The 18131-nt window shown below is 46.3% G+C and carries 16 protein-coding genes; 7 read left to right on the plus strand and 9 right to left on the minus strand.

Going from position 1 to position 18131, the window contains the following annotated elements; all coding sequences use genetic code 11:
* Window positions 1-1704: 1704 nt before the first annotated feature.
* The 4 genes from FC83_RS05430 to FC83_RS05445 all read right to left on the minus strand — a co-directional run bounded on the left by FC83_RS05430 (window position 1705) and on the right by FC83_RS05445 (window position 5639).
* Entirely contained in the window at window positions 1705-2181 is a 477-nt protein-coding gene (locus FC83_RS05430; RefSeq protein WP_052004456.1) for a hypothetical protein, read from the minus strand.
* Between the two features lie 237 nt (window positions 2182-2418).
* Complete coding sequence (locus tag FC83_RS05435) at window positions 2419-2676, minus strand: hypothetical protein (protein WP_035451090.1); 258 nt, start codon at window positions 2674-2676, stop codon at window positions 2419-2421.
* Between the two features lie 19 nt (window positions 2677-2695).
* Window positions 2696-3253 carry a hypothetical protein gene (locus FC83_RS05440; RefSeq protein WP_035451091.1) on the minus strand — a complete coding sequence of 186 codons (558 nt, stop codon included), beginning with the start codon at window positions 3251-3253 and terminating at the stop codon, window positions 2696-2698.
* Window positions 3254-3290: 37 nt separating this feature from the next.
* A complete protein-coding gene (locus FC83_RS05445) occupies window positions 3291-5639 on the minus strand; it encodes an HAD-IC family P-type ATPase (RefSeq protein WP_035451094.1) in 2349 nt (782 codons plus the stop codon).
* Window positions 5640-6011: 372 nt separating this feature from the next.
* Between FC83_RS05445 and FC83_RS05450 the strand changes: the two genes are divergently transcribed.
* The gene (locus FC83_RS05450) at window positions 6012-6671 is read left to right on the plus strand and encodes an HAD hydrolase-like protein (RefSeq protein ID WP_035451096.1); all 660 of its coding nucleotides are present in this window, start codon (window positions 6012-6014) and stop codon (window positions 6669-6671) included.
* A gap of 1 nt (window position 6672) precedes the next feature.
* Window positions 6673-8031 carry a class II fumarate hydratase gene (locus FC83_RS05455; protein WP_057002490.1) on the plus strand — a complete coding sequence of 453 codons (1359 nt, stop codon included), beginning with the start codon at window positions 6673-6675 and terminating at the stop codon, window positions 8029-8031.
* On the opposite strand, the gene FC83_RS05460 is transcribed toward FC83_RS05455, so the two are convergent.
* The 3 genes from FC83_RS05460 to FC83_RS05470 all read right to left on the minus strand — a co-directional run bounded on the left by FC83_RS05460 (window position 8028) and on the right by FC83_RS05470 (window position 9989).
* Window positions 8028-8804: an NADPH-dependent oxidoreductase gene (locus FC83_RS05460; protein ID WP_081762975.1), complete on the minus strand. Its 777-nt coding sequence runs from the start codon at window positions 8802-8804 to the stop codon at window positions 8028-8030. The genes FC83_RS05455 and FC83_RS05460 overlap by 4 nt on opposite strands.
* Before the next feature lie 63 nt (window positions 8805-8867).
* Complete coding sequence (locus tag FC83_RS05465) at window positions 8868-9515, minus strand: DUF421 domain-containing protein (RefSeq protein WP_057002491.1); 648 nt, start codon at window positions 9513-9515, stop codon at window positions 8868-8870.
* A gap of 12 nt (window positions 9516-9527) precedes the next feature.
* Window positions 9528-9989 (minus strand): DUF3290 family protein, encoded by a 462-nt coding sequence (locus FC83_RS05470; protein ID WP_035451098.1) that lies wholly within the window; start codon window positions 9987-9989, stop codon window positions 9528-9530.
* 208 nt (window positions 9990-10197) lie between these two features.
* Here FC83_RS05470 and FC83_RS05475 point away from each other — a divergent pair, with 208 nt between their 5' ends.
* The 4 genes from FC83_RS05475 to FC83_RS05490 are packed head-to-tail and all read left to right on the plus strand — an operon-like array spanning window position 10198 to window position 13749.
* Window positions 10198-10905, plus strand: coding sequence for a cation diffusion facilitator family transporter (locus FC83_RS05475; RefSeq protein ID WP_052004457.1), 708 nt, complete (start codon window positions 10198-10200; stop codon window positions 10903-10905).
* Window positions 10902-11411, plus strand: coding sequence for a cation transporter dimerization domain-containing protein (locus FC83_RS05480; protein WP_052004458.1), 510 nt, complete (start codon window positions 10902-10904; stop codon window positions 11409-11411). Before FC83_RS05475 ends, FC83_RS05480 begins: the two co-directional genes overlap by 4 nt.
* A 13-nt stretch (window positions 11412-11424) precedes the next feature.
* A complete protein-coding gene (locus tag FC83_RS05485) occupies window positions 11425-12504 on the plus strand; it encodes a YdcF family protein (protein WP_236700810.1) in 1080 nt (359 codons plus the stop codon).
* Window positions 12505-12507: 3 nt separating this feature from the next.
* Window positions 12508-13749 (plus strand): MFS transporter, encoded by a 1242-nt coding sequence (locus tag FC83_RS05490; RefSeq protein WP_035451100.1) that lies wholly within the window; start codon window positions 12508-12510, stop codon window positions 13747-13749.
* Between the two features lie 112 nt (window positions 13750-13861).
* Here FC83_RS05490 and FC83_RS05495 read toward each other — a convergent pair whose 3' ends face one another.
* Both FC83_RS05495 and FC83_RS05500 read right to left on the minus strand, forming a co-directional pair.
* Window positions 13862-15250: a hemolysin family protein gene (locus tag FC83_RS05495; RefSeq protein ID WP_035451101.1), complete on the minus strand. Its 1389-nt coding sequence runs from the start codon at window positions 15248-15250 to the stop codon at window positions 13862-13864.
* A gap of 39 nt (window positions 15251-15289) precedes the next feature.
* Complete coding sequence (locus FC83_RS05500) at window positions 15290-17116, minus strand: CAP domain-containing protein (RefSeq protein WP_052004459.1); 1827 nt, start codon at window positions 17114-17116, stop codon at window positions 15290-15292.
* A 205-nt stretch (window positions 17117-17321) separates the two neighbouring features.
* Between FC83_RS05500 and FC83_RS05505 the strand changes: the two genes are divergently transcribed.
* Window positions 17322-18122, plus strand: a complete 801-nt coding sequence (locus tag FC83_RS05505; RefSeq protein ID WP_035451103.1) for a MerR family transcriptional regulator — start codon at window positions 17322-17324, stop codon at window positions 18120-18122.
* The last annotated feature ends 9 nt before the right edge of the window (window positions 18123-18131 follow it).

Raw genomic sequence — 18131 nt, forward strand, 5'->3', positions numbered from 1 at the left:
TCAGAAACATGATTGCAGGCTGAGCGATATTGTTCACTGGTCTCCTGAAATTTAGCCGCATCGGCAGCGTTGTCTAGTTTGAGTTTAGCCTTGACCGTTAGACTTAACAGCATTTTGTTCACCCCTTTCTCTTATAGTTATTATAACTTATATAACAACCGCAAAGAAAGAATCGTGCTCAAAATAGGCATATATTTATAAATCATTTGAGTTTTTCAAACTCAATCGGAATTCCTCACGGGATTGAAATCTCGTGTTTCCTTTCCGATATTCTCATGAACCATGTTAGCAGTGGTAGGACCAAGGTGGCGCCTCCTTTTATACGTGATAACCAAGCAGTTTAAATGTTAAAAGGGTACTTGTTGTGGACTGAGTTCAAACATGCTGATTATAAAGATTTGTTGGATCGAATTTACACTTGTTTCATTTTAGACGTAAATATTATCAGCGACAAGGGCATATGTTGATTAATTAGAGCAGGAATTTAATTTCAAAGTTAAGTTGCGTTAACAAAAATAGCCTAACCAAAAGGCTAGACTATTCATAAAATAATTTACAACTGGTTTATTTGAGATTATTTTTAAACGACAACCAACGTTGACAACATCCAAAAAGGCATTAGGATAGCTGCAATGATTAACAAAATGCGACTAAGTCCAAACATTTTATTAACGCCTGGTTTTGGTAATTGTTCAGGAATATTCAGCCCTGGGGACATTTGCTTAAAGTGCAAACGGATGGCTAAAGCGATTGCGACAAGCAAGATGGCCAATGCTGTACAAGTGTAGAGTATGGCTTCAATAACCAAAGATGATATCCGACCAGGAAATAAGGAGAAAATGGCTACGAGCAGCCAGCCAAGTGACAACCAATACCAATCAAATCCATCAAGAAAACTTGATGTGGAAGGCGTTTGAACTTTGGGAAAGTCTTATCAAAATCGTCAAACATTTTGTGATAATTATCGTTTAAAAATTTGTAATTCTTACCAGCGTTTCGCCACGACAAAATTGAGAGCACCACTGATAGGATCAATAGCAGGTATATCAACGTTATTAAATAATTCAACGTATATCATCACCTTTGATTTCATTAGCCTTTTAAGCCACTTCTCAGTAAAATCTATTCATTTCAGCAAGTTACGTAAAAGGGCACTAAACTAAATCATCATGTATTTGAGAATACATCAATGATTAGTCAATACAGCTATCAGCGGGAACGTTAGTAATGCCGCGATGATCAATGCCAACCGACTAATATAAAACATAAGCTTGATCGATAATTTGGTTGAGGGTTTGGGAAATGAGCCTAACAATTTTTTCGTGTAAATACGTATTCCCAAGGCGGTCACAATATTCAGAACTGATAAGCTGATGCAAACGTAAGACATAGTGGGAAATATGATTGGTAACAAGTCGTTAGGAAAATATCCAAAGAGAATAACTGGCAGCCAGCCGAAAAGTATTAAGGTGATCCCAATTAAATCAAGCCAGACCATTAGATATAGTAAGCGTCTAAGCTTAGGCTGAGATTTTATATATTGGCCCAGCCTGTTGCGATAGGACTTATCCAGTTTCTGGTAGAAGTGTCTGTTAGCAACTACTGACCAGATAGATAAAACAGCACCTATGAGGACTAGTAGAATCATTATCCGGGTTAGCAAAACCGCGTCATACATAGTTTTAAATCCTTTCATAAGCTGGTTTATAAAGCCATTAAACCCGTTCCCAATAAACCAGCAGCACCAATTGCGACACCGCCAACAACCGCAATGATAACAAAAACTAAGGCGCCTGCAACCAATATATTTGATACCCAAGATAAGTCCGGATTATTCTCAGATACCGGCTTATAAATCGCATCAAAATCAGGGGTCGTCACACCTAGACCGTTGGGATGAGAAAAAATCTCGATGGTCAAACGGGTATCAATGGTATCTTGGTTGCCGTTGTGCACGACGGTTTGGGTGGCATCTAAAATGATCTTGAAGCCCAGCATCCCGTCTTTAGCGGATAAACCAGTTCTAATCGTACCATTTCCCACAGTTGGTGCCAAGACGTTGAGACCAGCTAAGAAGTCAAAGTCTTTAGCTGCGGCATGGAGTGATTTGAACTTCTCGATTTCATCTTGAAATTGGGTGGTAACTTTGCCATCTTTAACGGTGAAGCCAATGGGGGGCACCGCTGATATCACCGGAGAAACTACTGGACAGGGTTACATAGTATTCAGCAAGCAAGGTAGAAACGTGTAATGCTGGACTATCAACTTCTAAACCGCCTAATAAAGGTTGGACCGGTTTGAGTTGATACGTGCTATTGATGGCTGTCCGGGCAAAGCAATGCGTAAAAAAGCTGCTGATGCTGAAACCCCAATTGGGTCTTCAGTACCAGCAGCTTTTATTTAAAAAAATGATGATTTTTAGGCGAATAAAAATGTGCACAAGACATTAAAGGCAAATACCGCGATGACTAAAATCCAGGACAGGCGCCGTAACAGCGAGCGGCCTTGGGTTTCTGTAAAGGTGTAGATCACCGTTACTAAAAATAAAATCATGGTAACGGTTTGGAATATTGAGTAGAAATTATTCTGCAAGAGGACTTGCATAAAATTAAAGGTGATAGTGCCCAGGGCTAATAGAAATGAACCAATGAACGGGCCGCGGCCTTGTCTTTCCATGATGAATGAACTCCAAACTTTATGAATTGAAGAAACTTAACAAATAATCCCCAAAGGTTTTAGCAGGGACGAAAACGGACTGCCGGTTGGTAAACGTGATGCGGAAATCATCACTACGATTGGCCAAGGTCTGGGCTTTATCCTGTTTAAAACTGGCATCAGCAAAAGCCACGGTGCCATCGGTATTGTGCTGCAACACATGGAGCAAGATCGTAGCTTGGTCCGGTTCCAAGACACCCTTGATCGACAGATCCTGAGGCGTACCCGCTTTATCTTGGCCCGTTAAATCTAAGGTTTTAGCCACTACATTTTGGCCCAAGGCCTTGGTAAAAGCCGCCATGGCCACCGCACCTAAATCACTGCGTTTGACGGTCAAGGTGGTGTCTAATAAGGGGATAGGCATGGTTGCATCCGGAATTTGGATGAAGTTGTTGCGGGCTTGTTCATAGCTCATGACGAAGTTGCCGCTGTGTTGGTCAAAACTCAAATCGATCAGTCTCGCCTTAGGCAGTACTAAGTATTTACCAGGTTCCGTTTGTTGGGTTTTTGCGTCTGCAATTGTAAAGGTTTCTACCATTTTGATTACCTCCGATTATTTTATAACAACAAAGCCACTAACGCCAATTGATTCTGGAAAAAACCCGCTTGCCCAAAACTTCCCGCATGAATACGAAGACTGGCACCACACTGGCACCCAGAGGCAAGTAAAACAAGAGCATTTTCCATGATAATAAGGAGACTAACATAAAGATATGGTTGAAAAAGAAAAAGATGGTCAAAAACGCCGCGGCTAAAACAGCCAATAGCGTTATTTTACCCCGATCTAGCGGCCAAGAGATGGCGGCCAAGGCACAAAAGCCCACGATCCCGGTCATCAAGACGGTCAAGGTGGCCGTGGTGTTATAGCCTAGATTAAAGAGACGACTGAGGATTTGAATGACCACCACGTAGAAGACCACACTTAAGGCCCCGGGGGCGGCGGTTTCCATCACATTGCGCATGAAGCGGGCTTTGACCCGTTGGTAATTGGGTTCTAAAGCTAAGATAAACGAGGGCAAACCCACGGTCAAGGCGGAAATCGGGGTGAGTTGCCGGGGCCGGAAGGGATAGTCGGTGCTCATGAAGATGAACAACACACTTAAGATAACGGAATAAATGGTTTTAATCAAGTATAACGACGCTACCCGTTCCACGTTATTGATGACCCGCCGACCTTCATTCAATACATAAATCATCGCATCAAAGTCGGAGTTCAATAAAACAAAGTCGGCGATGCTTTGGGCGGATTCAGAGCCACTGGCCATGGCGATGCCACAATCAGATTGGCGTAACGCCAAGATATCGTTGACCCCATCCCCGGTCATCCCCACGGTGTGCCCGGCTCGTTGATAGGCCTCGATCAGGTGTTTCTTTTGCATGGGACTCACCCGGCCAAAGACGGTGTATTGGGCCACCAAAGCGTCAAAATCGCCGTCCTCACCCACCGTAGACATGTCAACGGCGGCCTGGGCATTTTCAATGCCCGCTTGTTGGGCCACGTTGGCCACGGTCAGGGGGTTGTCCCCGGAAATGACTTTGATGCTGACTTGTTGGGCCCGCAGGTAACTGAAGGTATCCGTGGCGTTATCCCGCAGTTCATCGGTGATCAATACCAACGCCACTGGGTCTAATGCATCGTTGGTTTGGGCATCTAGGGGTGCCACACCAGCGGCCACCAACAAGACCCGATAGCCTTGTTTAGCCAAGTCGGCCATTTGTTTAGTCAAGGCTTCCGGCAAGGGGTGTGCCTGGTAAATAAATTCCGGTGCCCCCATGACCACGCTGGTGCCGTTGGTAAGTTCGATGCCACTCCATTTGCGCTGGGAGGAAAAGGGGATGGTGGTTTTAAAGGTCACGGGAACCTTGTCATAATACCGTTTCAAGGCCGTGGCAGTTTGGTTGTCGTCATCAATACCATAGACGGCTTGGGCTAGTAACGCCTTTAAATCGGTGTCGTTATACACCTTTAAATTAACAACTTTTTGAATGGACAAGTTTCCCGTGGTGATGGTGCCGGTTTTATCCAGACATAAGGTATCCACCCGGGCCAGGGATTCGATGGCACTCAAGGAGCGCACCAGGACTTTTTTGCGGCTCAAATTGATGGCTCCCACGGCTAGGGCCACCGATGTCAGCAAGACTAGGCCTTCGGGGATCATGCCGATCATGGCCGCCGCCGTACTTAAAATCGCCCGGTCTAAATTACCCCGTTTCAGTTCTGAAGAGATGAATAACAAGATACCCACGGGGATGATCACGAAGGTCAGGACTTTGATAATGCGATTGATGGTATTTAATAATTCACTACTTTCCCGCTTTTCTTTTTTTGCTTGACTGGCGACTTTGGCCACGAAGCTGTCAACACCCACGGCGGTGACTTGAAAAGCTAGCTGACCACTGATCAAGAAACTGCCAGACATAACGGGGTCGCCCACTTGTTTGACGATGGCCACCGTTTCTCCGGTAAGTTGGGATTCATCCACCTCCGCATTGCCGGAGGTCAACACGCGGCCATCCACGGGGATGCTGTCGCCCCGCTTTAACACCAAGACATCATCTAAGACGATTTCATCCTGGTGTAACGCCACTAGTTTGCCGTTACGGCGCACTTGATAATTGGCCGCCGTTAACAAGGACATGCTGTCGATGGCGTGCTTGGCCCGGATTTCTTGGAAAACTCCAATGACGGTATTGAAAAAAGCTGGCATTAAAAATAGCAGATCTAAGTAACTTCTGGTGTATAACACAATTAAGCCAATGCCCAAATTGACGAAGTTAAACAGGGTCAAGGTATTATCGGAGATAATCCGTTGAATGCTGCGGGTCAGGGGTTTTGGCGGCGTATTTTGTTGGTGGTTGTTAATGCGTGCTTGAACCTGGGCATCTGTTAACCCAACCGCTGGTGCAACCTTTGTTTCCTTCATGGACTCGACCTGCTTTCTGTTAGACTATATAATTCTATTTTACTGCATTTAAGCTACTTTGCCTCGGTCTAAGTCCTTAAAAAAGGGCAAAAAAAAGAACTGCTAGTTGGGAGGTCTAGCAGTTCTAGGAGTAAGGGTATCTGTGTTCATAGCACACAGATAAAAATTTTACTTTGGAGGAGTAAAATGAAAAAGCTATACTGTCACAATATTGGGGGTATTGCGAACAGTAGTGGGGTTGGATAAAATGATTACTAAAGTTAATAATCATTTACAAGTAATACTCTAATATGAAAATGTGAAGAAATTATGACTAAATCGTAACAAAGTCGATTTTTCTAAAAAATCAGACTTTAGAAGGAGAACATAGCAATGAAAACGATTTTCTTTGACTTAGACGGCACCTTGACCAACTCCAAAAAAGGCATCATCAATGCCTTAAAGCAGGGTTTTAGTAAAATTCAACAACCAGCTCCGGCCGATTCAGTGCTCCAGCTGTTTATTGGCCCGGCTTTGACGGATTCTTTAAAACAACAAGTGGGCATTACGGATCCGGCAATCATCAAAACCTTCATCGCCGGTTTCCATGCCTATTATTCTGATAAAGGTTGGGCGGAAAATGAAGTTTATCCCGGCATCATGACCCTTTTAAAAACCTTAAAAGCCGCGGACTATCAACTGGCCATCGCCACGGCCAAACCGGAAAGTTTTGCCAAGCGCATCAGTGCCCACTTTGGCTTTGACGCGTATTTAGCCGAATTGGCCGCCGCCACCGATGATGAAATCACCCGGACCCAAAAAGCCGACGTGTTGGCCTACGGGATGACTCAGTTAAACCTGACCAACCCTGAAGATGTGGCCATGGTGGGGGATCGCAACAGCGATATCCACGGCGGTCAAGTCAATGCCACCAAGACCGTGGGCGTGTTGTACGGTTTTGGCAGTGAAACGGAATTGACCCAAGCCGGCGCCGACATTTTGGTACCCACCGTGGCTGAATTACAACAAGTCTTGTTAGATTGGAGATTTTAACGTGAACTATCGCGAAGAAAAAGATGCCCTGGGAACAGTGCGCATCCCCGAAACGGTTTTATGGGGCCCCCAGACTCAACGGAGCTTTGAAAACTTCAAAATCGGGCCCAAAATGCCCTACGCCGTCATCAAAGCCCTGATCACCATCAAATTATATGCCGCCAAAGTCAACCAAGATCTCGGTGTCTTGGCCCCGGCCAAAGCCGACCTGATCGTGGCCACTTGTAAAAAACTGCTGCAAGGCGACTACCAAGCCGCTTTTCCCTTAGTGGTCTACCAAACCGGCAGTGGGACCCAAACCAATATGAATGTCAATGAAGTCATTGTCCACCTGGCCAAAACCATCGATAGCAGCATCCCCCTGCATCCCAATGACGATGTGAACCACAGCCAAAGCTCTAACGACGTGTTTCCCACGGCCATGATGATCACCGCCAGTCTGGCTCTGCCGCCCTTATTACAAAGCCTCACCGCCGCCCGGCAAACCCTGGCCCAAAAAGCTGCAGCCTTTAAGGACGTGATCAAAATTGGCCGGACCCACTTACAAGACGCCACGCCCCTGACGGTGGGCCAAGAACTCAGTGGCTACGAATCAGCCCTAGCCCATGACCAACAGTACTTAGAAGCCCTGCAGGCCACTTTATTAGAGTTGCCCATTGGCGGCACGGCGGTGGGCACCGGGCTAAATGCCCCGGCTGGTTTTGATGTGAAAATGACCCAAGCCTTGGCCGACCACTATCACCTAGCCTTTATCCCGGCACCTAACAAATTTCAAGGCCTGGCCAATCATAGCGGCCTGGACGTGGTCCACGGGGCTTTAAAAACCTTAGCGGCGGATTTAGTAAAAATTGGCAATGACCTGCGTTTCTTGGCTTCTGGGCCCCGGGCCGGTTATGGGGAATTTCAGATCCCCGCCAATGAACCAGGCTCATCCATCATGCCAGGGAAGGTGAACCCCACCCAAATCGAAGCCTTGACCATGGTTTGCGCTCGGATTTTGGGCAATGACACCACCTTAGGCTTTGCGGCCAGTCAGGGTAATTTTGAATTAAACGTCTATAAACCCGTGATCATCGCCACATTTTTAGAAAGTGTCACCTTGTTGACTGACGTCATCGCCTCGGTGGATACCCATTTGCTAAAAGGCCTAAAGGTGAATCCGGAACGCATGACCCAATTGCTGAAGCATTCCTTGATGACGGTCACCGCTTTGACCCCCCATATCGGCTATGCCAAGAGTGCCGAAATCGCGCAAACGGCCCAAAAAGAAGGCACCACCTTAAAAGATGCTGCCTTAAAATTGCATTATGTGACGGCCAAGGAATTTGATGCTTGGCTGGATTTCAAAAAGATGGTCTAATCCGGATCCTTCACCAAAAAGCCCTGCTTGTGGAGAATGTGGAGAATCTCGATGCGTTTGCCGGGTTGGGCCATCAAGGAGCGTTGCACTTGGTTGGTGAAAGTATCCACCCGGCGATGGGCGTCTCTGAGGTCATAGTATTCATGGACCCGGGCGTCGTAGTCCTTTAATTCAGGGACGATCGGGGTTTTTAATTGATACTGATTTTCAAAATGCATGAATTCTTCCGGTAAGCGAGGTTTTAATTGGGGTGCTTGGTCCGGATAGCCTAGGGCCAAACCTAAAACTGGGAAGGTCAACTTTGGCAGGCCCAATAAGTCGATGATTTGTTGGGGATCATTTAAAATACTGCCTAAAATTACGGCCCCTAACCCTAGACTTTCCGCCGCATTGACGGTGTTTTGGACGGCTAACGTGGCGTCGGCTAAGCCGGCTAACAATTTGTCGGCACTGCCTAAGCGGTTTTCAGCTTGGCCTTTTTCCTTGCCAATTTGCAAATTACGATACTGGTCCACCACAAAGATGAACAAGTGGCCATTTTCAGCCACATAAGGCTGGCCGGAGACTTCGGCGATGGCTTGTTTGATGTGGGGATCGGTAACGCTGATGAGGCTAAAAGCCTGGAGAAATTGGGAACTGGAGGTGTGTCGGGCCACATCCACCAGGGTGTTGATGGTGGTGTGGTCTAGATCTATACGCTGAAACGCCCGAATGGTTTTGTGTTTCAATTGGCGTTGAATCGTGGGATTGATGGATTCATTAAGCGGTTCCATGTTTTAAAAACTCCTTTATTTGATTTGAACAAGGCAGTAAACAATTGCGGGATTGGCGTTTGACTACGGTTTGTGTGCCCCATGTCCATAAGCATACAACAAAAGACCCTCCTTGGTCCAGATAGCCATGTAAACGTCTTCAATGGTTTCATTTTGGGCCTGGAGCTGGTCGTTTAACCAAGCCTCATCTTTGTCAATGAGGTCCAGGGCATCAAAATCAATGCGGCCATCCAAAATAATGGGGTATTGAAAGCCCTTATCCCCCTTTAAGGTCACGGTGACTTGGCCATTTTGTTCTAAAACCGCCCGTTTCACCTGATGGATATCAATCACGCCAGCGTTGCGCAGCTTAAAGGACAGATCATAGGCTGACAACCCCCGACTGGCGGCTTGTTCCACCAGGATCCGGCCGTTATAGACCACCGTCACGGACTGGCCATCAATGAATTTTTTCATGATAGTGTAGTGGTTGGTCAAAAAGCGGGTGACAAAGATGATCAAGGTCCAGATTAGCAGGACCGCAAAGAATTGCAAGAGGGTGATGTCTTGATTATAAATCATCCCCCCAATGACGCCACCTAACACGTAATTTTGCAGCTGGTCTAAGGCGTTGGTGGGGGCGAGATTGCCCTTACCCGCCAAATTAATTTGGATCACAATGGTTAAAAAGCCCAGGATTAATTTCAGGGCCACGTCGGAATAACTAAACATAATCTTACCGCCTTACTTAGGATCGTAGCTAATTTTAGAATTAATGAGCGCCGTTTTGGTGAGCTCATAACTAGAGATGCTGGCATCGTTGTTAAACTTCACGCTGTAAAAATTAGTGCCCACTTTAACGATCATGCCGCTGGAGAGGTTTTGCTGATTGGTGGCAATTTTTCCGGGGGTGGTGTGCTGGGCCTTGGCCACACTTTGCATAAAGCGCACCACTTGATTGGAGTTGTTAAAGCCGGTCCTAGTTTCTTGCCAATGGCCGGTTTGCACCGTGACGAATAACAGCGTTGATAAAATAAAAATGATCAATAACTCCCGGTTCTTGGAATTATTCCGTTGCCGCAAATAAGCGATCAAGGTAATGATCAGCAAAATTGCGGATAAAATAATTAGGCCAAAACGTAAGTAAATGATGCGGTTGGTTTCGTGATTCTGAAAATATTGATAAGTCCACATCGTGGTCATCATAAACAAGTCCCTCCATAAGAATTAGCTACATTATATAATATAATTTGCGTCGCCGCCTAGGCCAAAGACAATCAAAGTAGCCCATAAGGCCATTAACTTGTTATAATGGCACTAAGTTGTTATAACTGATTGTATAAAAGCACGGGAGCCAACCCTACAAGTTAAGAACATGCGGGGCTGGCTCCTCGGCGTTTATGGGGGTATAGTTATGATTAATCTAATTATTAACTGGTCCGATCAACGCTTTAAAGATCGGCAGCCTGAAGATCGTCGGGAGGGCTATGGCTTAGTATCTGGTTGTGTGGGCCTGGTCACCAACATCTTTTTGGCAGTTTTCAAGGTAATGATTGGCTTAATTTCAGGTTCCGTTTCTATTATGGCCGATGCATTAAACAGTGTCACCGATACATTTTCGTCGATTTTGACCCTGGTTGGGTTTAAAATGAGTGCTAAAAAGCCCGACGAAGACCATCCCTACGGCCACCAACGTTACGAATATATCAGCGGCCTGTTCATTGCCATCTTGTTATTATTCGTGGGCTTACAGTTTCTAAAAGACTCCTTCTTAAAGATCCTCAAGCCTGAAGACGTGCAAATTTCAGCGTTAGTCATCGTTATTTTAGTCCTGTCTATCTTCATCAAGTTATGGCAAAATTTCTTTTACATTAAAATTGGCAACCACATCGACTCCAACACCCTGAAGGCCACGGCCAAGGATTCCTTAATGGATGTACTGACTACCAGCGCAATTTTGTTATCCTCCTTATTATTTCAGTTCTGGCATATTAATGTGGATGGCTGGGTCGGTTTGTTGGTAGCTTTATATATCACTTATAGCGGTTTAGGGATGCTCAGAGGCTTTATTAACGAGTTGTTGGGTAATCGCGGCCCAGTGATGCGGAAGTCGAGCGTATGACCCATGAATTAGAGCGTTACAAGCAGATCCTGGGCTTTCATGACCTGCGCATCTATAACTATGGCCCCAATGCCGTCTTTGCCACGGTGGATGTGGAAATCGACAGCAATTGGACCCTGGACCATGCCCATGAAGTCATCGATGACATCGAACGGGATTTCAAAAAGCGCCTGAATGTGATTTTAGTGGCCCACATGGACCCCATTGATTTGACTAACCGGCACTATAATAAGATCCACCAGGCTATTAAAGATATTGTGGCGGCTTATGATTTGGATCTGCATACCCATGATTTTCACGTGGAGGAAACTAGGACTGGGGAACTGGTCCAATTTGACGTGGTGGTGCCCCACAATATCGGCATCCCCGACGATGTTTTAAATCGCCGGATCACCCGGGATCTGGAAAAAGATTTCCCGAAATTACGCACTGAAATTAATTTTGACCACAATTACATTGGTGAAGATCAAAGCACCTTTACAGATGCCGCATCTAAGCACCACTAGGAGGAATTTTGACGTGACAGTCAACGGATATCCAATGCCCATTGCAATTTTTTTACTCCCAGCCTTTTTTCTGATCATTTTTTTGACTTTTTGGTTCCGGGATAAACGCCGCTTGATCAATGGCATCTGGTTTAACCTATTTTTAATTAGTTTTGTGGGGACCTTGGGGCTTTACTTAGCCAGTTTAGGCAATGAGATCCTTAACTGGGTCTTGCTCATGGCCGTGGCCCTTGTGGTTGGGATTGGCTTGTTGGTGTTCTTGTTCATGGCCTTTTTATTGCTGTGGAATGCCCGCATCGTTTGGAAAAGAGAAGCCCATACCCTGGGCAATAGCTTGACCCTGGTTTTAGGCCTGGGTTTATTGGCCCTATGGCTAGTGAATATATTCGCCCCCCAGCGCTTTTTGCCGGAATGGGTCAACACCTTGTTAGCAATTTTCCCCTTTATCGTGTTTTACGTGCTGGCTTCTTTTTACAATTACTTAACCACATTAGTCCTCTATCAATTTAACCATCCTAGGTTCAACCAAGATTACATCATCGTTTTAGGGGCCGGGCTATTACATGGCAATCAAATCTCGCCGTTGCTCGCCTCTAGGATCAATCGGGCCATTACTTTTTACGATAAGCAGCAGGAAAAGGGCAAAAAACCTCCAAAGCTGGTATTTTCCGGGGGCCAAGGGGCTGATGAGACCAAGTCCGAGGGGGCGGCTATGCAGGCTTTTGCCATTGCTCAGGGCATTCCCGCTAAAAACACCTTAGCGGAGGTCCAGTCCAAAAACACCTTGGAAAATATGCGTTTTTCTAAAGCCGTAATCCAACAAGATGCCCAAAAGCCGGCAGCCGACTGTCATATCATTTTTGCCACCAACAACTACCATACTTTTAGAGCCGGGATGTACGCCCGGCAGGCAGGGTTGAAGGCGGATGGCATTGGCAGCCGTACCTCCAAATATTTCCTGCCCAATGCGGTGATCCGGGAATATTTAGCGGTTTTCTTAATGAAAAAACGCCAGCATACCCTGGTTATCGGCGCGATGTTGGTGCTGGACTTACTTTCCACTGGGGTCATTGCCTGGATTTTAGGGAGATAATGAATGAAATTTACAAAAGCCGAAAAAAGTTGGGTGATGTATGACTGGGCCAACTCTGCTTATGGCATTGTCATCGTCACCGCCATTTTACCCATTTACTTTAAAAGTGTGGCTCAAGCCAGCGGGCTAGCTGCCACAACGGCCACGGCCTATTGGGGCTATGCTAATTCCGTGGGGACCTTGATCATTTCCCTATTGGCGCCTTTACTAGGGGCCATTGCCGATTATCAGGGCTACAAAAAGAAATTATTCAATTTTTTTAATTTAGTGGCCATTACCGCCACCTTCATGTTGACCTTTGTCCCTGCCAGCGCTTGGCAGTGGCTCTTGATCATCTTTGTCATCTCCACCGTGGGATACGCCGGGGCCAATATTTTCTACGATGGCTTTTTGACCGATGTGGCCACCCCGGAGCGCTTAGATCGGGTGTCCGCTCAAGGTTATAGCATGGGTTATCTAGGGGGCGTCATCCCCTTTGTGATCATCATGTTGCTGCAGCTCACCAAAGGCTTTGGCGTTTTAAGTGCCACAGGGATCGTAAAGTTTGGCTTCATCATGACCACCCTGTGGTGGATCATCTTCTCCATCCCTCTAATGAAAAACGTCACCCAGCAGCATTTCCTGCCCCCCGTTACCCAGCCGATTTCAGCTGCCTGGCACCGGGTAGTGGCCACGTTTAAGACCGTTTGGCGGGATAAAAATATCGTCTGGTTTTTAGCGGCTTATTTCTTCTACATTGACGGGGTAGACACGATCTTCAAAATGGCCACCGCCGTGGGGAGTGATTTTGGCCTGTCTATGACTCATCTGATGTTAATATTATTACTGGTTCAAGCCATCGCCGTGCCTTTTTCCATTCTCTTTGGCCGCCTGGCCCAACGCATCGGCACCAAATACGCCATTGGCATTGCTCTGGGGATTTACGTGGTGATCTGTATTTGGGGTTACTTCATGCAGCGGGAGCTGGATTTTTGGATCTTGGCCTTCTTAGTAGGGACCGCCCAAGGGGGGATCCAAGCTTTGAGTCGCTCCCATTACGCCAAAATTATTCCCAGTGAAAAGGCCAATGAATACTTTGGGATTTATAACATCTTCGGTAAGTTCTCCGCCATCATTGGCCCGGCCATGTTCGGTATTTTTACCCAACTCACCGGCCAGACCAGAATAGGGATTTTAAGTTTAGTCCTGTTGTTTGTGGTGGGGAGTTTGCTATTCATTAAAGTGCCCCGCATTGAGAAATCTTAGGGCAGCAAATATCAAAATTAAGCACCTCAAGCCATAGCGGATTTTACCGTTATGGCTATTTTGGTGTTTTAGACACGAAAAAACCTGCCAGCATTGTCGGCAGGTTTAAGAATTAAACGTCTTCAGGATTGGGGGCGTCATTGACGCGCTCGGGAATAGCATCAGGATTATGGGGCAAGTCTTCATGGACCGTGACTTCAAACCAGTTCACGTAGGCATGTTCATAATCTATCACTTTAAATTCAAAATGGTCGATGTCAATGACACTGTCTGATTTTAAATCAGGATAGTTATCAATGATGTAGCCGGCTACAGTCGTCGCTTCAGAATCTTCAAAACTTTCGATCTTACTATGGAAGTACCGCTCAAAATCATACAGGGTGGTCTTCCCACTGACCTTAAAGATTTTATCCGATTGTTTGATGATATATTCATCAGATACGTCATCGATTTCATCTTTAACTGTCCCAAAGAGTTCTTCATAAATATCCTTATCAGTGACGATCCCGCTGGTACCACCGTATTCATCCACAACCACGACGATGGGGGTTTGGCGTTTGATCATTTGATTTAAAATATCTTGAATCGGCATACTTTCCGGCACGGTGATGATGGAGCGCAACAAGCGGCTGATGCCCACTTTGCCATCCACCTGATCTTGGCGGACCAAGTCATAGGCATAAACATAACCTAAGATCTTATCCTTGTCGTTTTCCGCTACCACGGGAAAGCGGCTGTAACCTTGTTGTAAGTAATCCTTGATCACATCGTCCACAGAATCCGTGATATCCACCACATACAAGCTGGTGCGGTCCACCATGATGTCCTTGGCCACTTTATCATTTAAATCAAAGGCCCGTTGCATGTACAGGTAATCATTTTGGTCCATTTGACCGCCCGTCACCGACATTTGCGTCAAACGCAGGATTTCCGATTGGGAAAAGACTTCGTTTTCTTCATCGGCCGGTTTCAAACCAATCATCTTCACGATCCCCAGGGCAGATTTATTCAATAACCACACGAAGGGATAAAAGACGGTATGAAAAGCTTTTAACGGGGTGACCACCGCCATCAACATCTTCACAGGCATATCGATACTGATATTTTTTGGGACGATTTCGGTGATGACCACTTCTAAGTAAGTCAAAATGGCAACCCCTAAAATAGCTCCCACTAAGTTGAGACTTTGCCCTTGTAATAAATGGGTCCAACCTAAGAAATTCACCAAGATAAAGCGAATGGTATCTTCCCCGATCCACCCTAAGATGATCCCGGTCATACTTGTACCAACTTGGGTGGTGGACAGGTATTCGTTTAGGTTTTTAACCATGTGTAAGGCATTGTTGAGCTTGCGTTTACTTCCGGTGCCGGCTTTCAGACGTTCTTCTAATTGACTGGCGCGGGTTTGTACTAAGGCAAATTCGGCAGCTACGAAGAATGCGGCTAGGAAGAAAATCACCAATATAATAATAATGTTATTGACCAGCTGACCTTCGTCCAAATCTATTCCTCATTTCTAAAGACATATTTTTCCTCAAAACTAACTATCAAGCTGTACATATGAAGCTGGGACCCACTGGCCGTCGCCTAGGTTGTACCAGTTCACGTCCCCCACATTCACAACTTGATTATACCGCCATTGGGTACCGGTGGTGAAGTAACGGCCGGTGGCTTTATGATTATAATAAGGCGAATTGTAGGCAGCAATGGCTTGCCCGGGGGCAAAACTGATGGTCAATACCCCGTCAGCGGTTTGTTCATTTTTTTCAAAGAAGCGGCCATTGATCCATTGGGCCCCGCCGAGATTGTAGAAATACTGGCCGTTGATAAAGGTCTTGCCATAAGATTTCCAAGCGGTGTTATTGCTTAAATATTTGCTGAGGTAAGTCCCGTGAAAAGGCGCTGAGAGTAATTGGGTTTTGCCATAAGGCGCTCCCTTGACTGTTCCCACGCTTTCTTCGGGGATGTCGATATTTTGCAAGGCGGCATCACTGTTGGTATTGCCAGCATCATCAGCATCCACGATGTTGAAGAGTTTAAAGGTATAGGTATAGCCATTAGGGTAATTATCTAGGCCTGATAAAGTGACGGTATATTCGTGCCCCGCCGCTAAATCTAAGCCCCGGGGGATAAAGGTAAAGATATTTTTATAATTACCATATTGATTCATGCTGGCATCCATTAAGTCCTTGGCCGTGACGGTGGCCCCGGTGGTGTTATCAGCGACCTTGACGCTTAAAGTGCCGTGAGGCTGACTTTTGGCGAAATAAATGGACCAAGGAATAGCCTTCCCATTAGAAGGGGCTAATTCTTCCACTGGGAAGACCCCGGCGTTGGGATAAGCCACCACATCTTGTTGAGGTTTGGTAGCTTGGGCTTGTTCCACGGTTTTATTCATCACCAGCATATTCTCATACTTCCAACCATTGGAGCCATAAGCAGCGCCCACGCCGAAGGTACTGAGATAAGGGGATAAGATCCAAGCCCGGTGGCCCGTATCATTCCCGTCAATATTATTGTTATCCCCAACTAAACTGCTGACACTTTTACCGGCACTCTCCGCATCCGCTCTGAAATAGAGGTTACTGGCATTGGTGGTGAGTTTAGCTTGCTGCCAAATGCTATTAGGGATGTAGGCCGGTTGGCTAGAGTTTAACAACCCATGCTGGGAAAGCATGGGATTGGCATTGACCCCGGCTAAGACGCTGGCAGCCAGTTGGGAAACATAATTTTCATCATTGGTGGTGCTAACTGGGGGTAAACCACTTAAATGCCGGTAATAGTTGACCCATTGGGTGGTGGCGGCTATGTAGTTCTTTTTGATGGTCCCAATGGTAAAAGGATAACCGGACAAATTAGACGGGGAAGCATACAGGGTCGTCACATCATAAGTGGTTTGATCTAACCCGCGGTGTAGCGCCTTTAGGGCGTTGATTTCTGTGAGTTCACTGGCCGTGAAGGGTTGCGCCGGGGTGGTTTGATTGCCCTGGTCCGTGTTGCCTTGATTGGTGCCAGTGTCGCTGGTACTTGAACTGTTGGCACTTGAACTGCTGGCAGTGCTACTGCTTTGACTGGTATTTGCGGAACTGGTCGCGCTACTGGTAGCTGTTTGCTGGCCAGGGCTGGCATTGGCCGTGGTGGTCGTCGCATTGGCGGCGTTGGTGCCAGTGGTGCTGGTTTTGGGACTATTGGTCGTTGTCGTTGTTGTTTGATGGGTGTTCGTTGATTCAGCGCTGGATGAAGTCGTGGCTGTGCTGGCTGTTGTTGCCGTTGAAGTGTTCGTTGCCGCTAAAACCTGGGGTACTGTTGCCAAACCTAAGAGACTTAAAATGGTTGCAGAAAATAAAAAAGGTTTCATTCTTGACATAAAATGTTGCTCCCTTCGCGCTTATACTTCCTAATTATAACGAATTTCTATTGTAAAAAGTATAGTTTCGCTTAAATAATGGTGGAAATCCCAAATATTTCCCAGGCAATATTTGCCCGCAGATTAAAAAAGAGGGTTGAAGCGTTATATAACGCTGGCTATAATGGGTATATAACGGTTCATTGAACATGAGGAGGATTTTAAAATGGCTGGGGATCACGGTTTTCAGGAATATAAGACACCGGGACAGGCCGCTGAGATGATCGGCGTCAGTGTCCCAACGTTACGCAAGTACTCATTGATGATTGAAAAGGCCACCAGTGAGGCTTATTTTGAACGTAATCAGCAAAACGCCCGTTTGTACACGCAACAAAATATTGACCAATTGAAGCAATTGGTGGAACTGAGTAAGAATCCAGATCAAACCTTAAGCGACGTTATTACGCAGTTATATGCCATGACCACCGATGGCCGCACCGAACAGCACACCACGGCCGATGGCACCCCCAAAGAAGCGGTTTTGACTAAGTTACCCAACCAAAGTCAAAGCCAAGAACTGGCGCCCGTGGAGCAGTTTATGCAGGTCTTGACCAACATGCAAGATACAGTGACCCAACAAAAAGAAACCATTGATAATTTACAGACGCAGATGCGCCTGATTCAGCAGCAAAATTCAGCGATCCTGGATAAATTGAACCGTAACGGCCTTAGTGCGCCGCAGCAAACAACGGCGGCTAAAAGCCCGGTTCAAGATGCTGGAGATACTTTGAAACCCAGTAATAGCACCGGATCCAGCCAAGACGATACGGACGCTGCGACAAAAGCTGCCGCTACACCCCTAGATGATTTGACCGAGGCAGAAATTGCCGCGGCTGAAGATGAAGCCGAGGCGCAAAGTGAATCCGCAGCCAAGGGATATACCAAACCCCGAACCCTGGCAGATATGCAATTAGATGAGGAGCCTAAGGTCAAACGGCACTGGTGGCAACGGCTATTAGGTCAATAATCTAGTTAT

Origin of the sequence: Agrilactobacillus composti DSM 18527 = JCM 14202 (assembly GCF_001436375.1) — a bacterium.
In the GTDB taxonomy this organism is placed as follows: domain Bacteria; phylum Bacillota; class Bacilli; order Lactobacillales; family Lactobacillaceae; genus Agrilactobacillus; species Agrilactobacillus composti.

What these genes read in the sequence shown, in the direction of transcription:
- FC83_RS05445 (WP_035451094.1), bottom strand. Translation starts at nt 5,639, where the DNA reads ATGAAGGAAACAAAGGTTGCACCAGCGGTTGGGTTAACAGATGCCCAG.
- FC83_RS05450 (WP_035451096.1), top strand. Translation starts at nt 6,012, where the DNA reads ATGAAAACGATTTTCTTTGACTTAGACGGCACCTTGACCAACTCCAAA.
- FC83_RS05435 (WP_035451090.1), bottom strand. Translation starts at nt 2,676, where the DNA reads ATGGAAAGACAAGGCCGCGGCCCGTTCATTGGTTCATTTCTATTAGCC.
- FC83_RS05470 (WP_035451098.1), bottom strand. Translation starts at nt 9,989, where the DNA reads ATGATGACCACGATGTGGACTTATCAATATTTTCAGAATCACGAAACC.
- FC83_RS05505 (WP_035451103.1), top strand. Translation starts at nt 17,322, where the DNA reads ATGGCTGGGGATCACGGTTTTCAGGAATATAAGACACCGGGACAGGCC.
- FC83_RS05490 (WP_035451100.1), top strand. Translation starts at nt 12,508, where the DNA reads ATGAAATTTACAAAAGCCGAAAAAAGTTGGGTGATGTATGACTGGGCC.
- FC83_RS05475 (WP_052004457.1), top strand. Translation starts at nt 10,198, where the DNA reads ATGATTAATCTAATTATTAACTGGTCCGATCAACGCTTTAAAGATCGG.
- FC83_RS05440 (WP_035451091.1), bottom strand. Translation starts at nt 3,253, where the DNA reads ATGGTAGAAACCTTTACAATTGCAGACGCAAAAACCCAACAAACGGAA.
- FC83_RS05465 (WP_057002491.1), bottom strand. Translation starts at nt 9,515, where the DNA reads ATGTTTAGTTATTCCGACGTGGCCCTGAAATTAATCCTGGGCTTTTTA.
- FC83_RS05500 (WP_052004459.1), bottom strand. Translation starts at nt 17,116, where the DNA reads ATGTCAAGAATGAAACCTTTTTTATTTTCTGCAACCATTTTAAGTCTC.
- FC83_RS05460 (WP_081762975.1), bottom strand. Translation starts at nt 8,804, where the DNA reads ATGGAACCGCTTAATGAATCCATCAATCCCACGATTCAACGCCAATTG.
- FC83_RS05480 (WP_052004458.1), top strand. Translation starts at nt 10,902, where the DNA reads ATGACCCATGAATTAGAGCGTTACAAGCAGATCCTGGGCTTTCATGAC.